Source organism: Mesorhizobium sp. M7A.T.Ca.US.000.02.2.1 (assembly GCF_003996995.1).
In the GTDB taxonomy this organism is placed as follows: Bacteria; Pseudomonadota; Alphaproteobacteria; order Rhizobiales; family Rhizobiaceae; genus Mesorhizobium.
Map to the genome: position 1 here is coordinate 1 of NZ_RZTT01000657.1, position 2157 is coordinate 2157.

General features: G+C 64.2%; 2 protein-coding genes. Both read left to right on the plus strand.

Going from position 1 to position 2157, the window contains the following annotated elements; translation table 11 throughout:
* On the plus strand, positions 1 to 890 hold an 890-nt coding region (locus EOD15_RS33150; RefSeq protein ID WP_127409234.1), incomplete at its 5' end, for a LysR substrate-binding domain-containing protein.
* Between the two features lie 113 nt (positions 891 to 1003).
* Entirely contained in the window at positions 1004 to 2083 is a 1080-nt protein-coding gene (locus tag EOD15_RS33155; RefSeq protein WP_127320722.1) for a siderophore-interacting protein, read from the plus strand.
* Positions 2084 to 2157: the final 74 nt, after the last annotated feature.

Genomic DNA, 2157 nt, shown 5'->3' on the forward strand with positions numbered 1-2157 from the left:
AGACAGCCTTCGCCCGCACCGCCGAATTCGGCAGTTTCGTCGCCGCCGGGCGGGCGCTTGGCATCTCGGCTTCCGCTGTCGGCAAAAGTGTCGCCCGGCTCGAGCAGGAACTCGGCGTGCGGCTCCTGCAGCGCAGCACGCGGCGCATTGGCCTGACGGAAGAGGGCAAGCTGTTCAACGAGCGGGTGCGCCGCATCCTCGACGACATCGACGATGCAGAGGCGATGCTGTCGCAGACAAGGGAAACACCGCGTGGGCGGCTGCGCATATCCACCCCGATCGTCACCTATCATCTGCTGCTGCCGGTGCTGTCGGAGTTCATGGCACGCTATCCCGAGATCGAGCTCGACATCGATTTCAACGACCGGATCGTCGACGTCATCGACGAGGGTATCGATGTCGCGATCCGCAGCGGCGAACTGCCGGATTCGCGCCTTGTGTCGAGACCCGTTGCGCCCTTTCGCATGCTGCTGTGCGCGGCGCCCTCCTACCTGGACCGCCATGGCGCCCCCAGCGTGCCGGCTGATCTCATCAGACATTTCGGCATAAACTTCCGCTTCCTGAACAGCGGCAGGCTGCTGGAGTGGCCGTTCACTACCGGAAGCGCCGAACCGCAGATCCGCTCGATGCTGACCTGCAACAACATGGAAGCCTTGAAGGGCGCCACGCTCGCCGGCCTCGGCATAGCTTGCATGCCGGATTTCCTGGTGCGCGAGGCGCTGCACGAAGACAGGCTGCGTACCGTCCTCGATGGTCATGTCGACGGCCGTGGCCAGTTCCGGATGCTGTGGCCCTCCAATCGCCATCTGTCGCCGAAGGTGCGCGTCTTCGTTGATTTCCTTCCCGAGCGACTTGCTGCGCAAGCGGCTCGTAGCCAACTCATCGAATAAATATGATTATTATAGTCATGTTTCTGTGGAAACATCGGAGCGGCTGTGGCATGCCGCTGACGGTGAGGGTGCCGCGCGGCGCCTTGCCCGAACCGTTTCGAAGGACTTGAGCGATGGACCAACTTAGCGCGCAAACCCGGATCAGCGACGCGGCGATCAGATCGGTGATGGACCGGCTGCGCGCAGAGCACAGCGAATTCGAGATTGACACTGGCGTTGCCGACCAGTGGGAGCTCCGCCTCTACTACGGCTCGTTGAGCGCTACGCTCGATGATGAAAGCGTGCTGATCCGCGTCGCAGCGACAGACGAAACCTGCCTGTCCTACATGAAGATGACGGTCGCCGGCCATGTCGCCGAACATCTCGGCACGACCAAGGGCATCCATTGGCAAGGCGACGGCAGCGACGCCGGTACTCCGGTCTTCTTCCGCGAGATCACGGTGATGTCGTCGACGCGGATATCGGCGCATATGCAGCGCCTGCGCTTCGCCGGCAAGGATCTCGGCCGATTTAGCCATGGCGGCCTGCACATGCGGCTGCTGCTGCCGCCGCCTGGCCGCCGGCTGGTTTGGCCGACGATGGGCGCTGACGGCTTGATCGTCTGGCCTTCTGGCGACGATGCGCTTGCCGTGCGGGTCTACACGATCCGGGCGCTGGATGCCGCAAGCGGTTGGCTCGATGTCGATTTCGTGTTGCACCCCGGCCAGAACACGCCCGCCGCCACATTCGCGCAAAACGCACGGGCGGGAGAAGTCATCGGCATGATCGGACCCGGCGGCGGCGACGCCCCGGTGGCGCAGACCTTGCTTCTGCTCGGCGACGACACCGCGCTGCCCGCCATCGGCAGGATTTTGGAGCATCTGCCGCCATCAACACGTGCCGAGGCGCTGATCGAGGTCGATAGCCCGGATGACCGAATGGCGCTGGCGCAAGGGGACAATATCGACATCACCTGGCTTTACCGGCGCGGCCTCGAGGCCGGCACCGCGGGCCTATTGTCGACCGCCTTGCGTGAGCGCAATCACATGGCGCTTGCCGACGGCCTGTACGTCTGGGCAAGTTGCGAATTCGGCGATTTCCGGGAGATACGCAAGATCGTGCGCAAGCAGTGGGGCCTGCCGCGCGACCGGCACCTGGTTACGGCCTACTGGCGTCGGGATGCGCATAGCGTGGGCGAGGGCGGCGAGGACTAGTCGCTGCTTATTGCCTGACGCTTCTGGCCACCAGCCGAGCGACGCTCGGGCCGACCAGCAGCACGATCAGGAAG

Coding starts and splice junctions, on each gene's coding strand:
- EOD15_RS33155 (WP_127320722.1), top strand. CDS start 1,004: ATGGACCAACTTAGCGCGCAAACCCGGATCAGCGACGCGGCGATCAGA.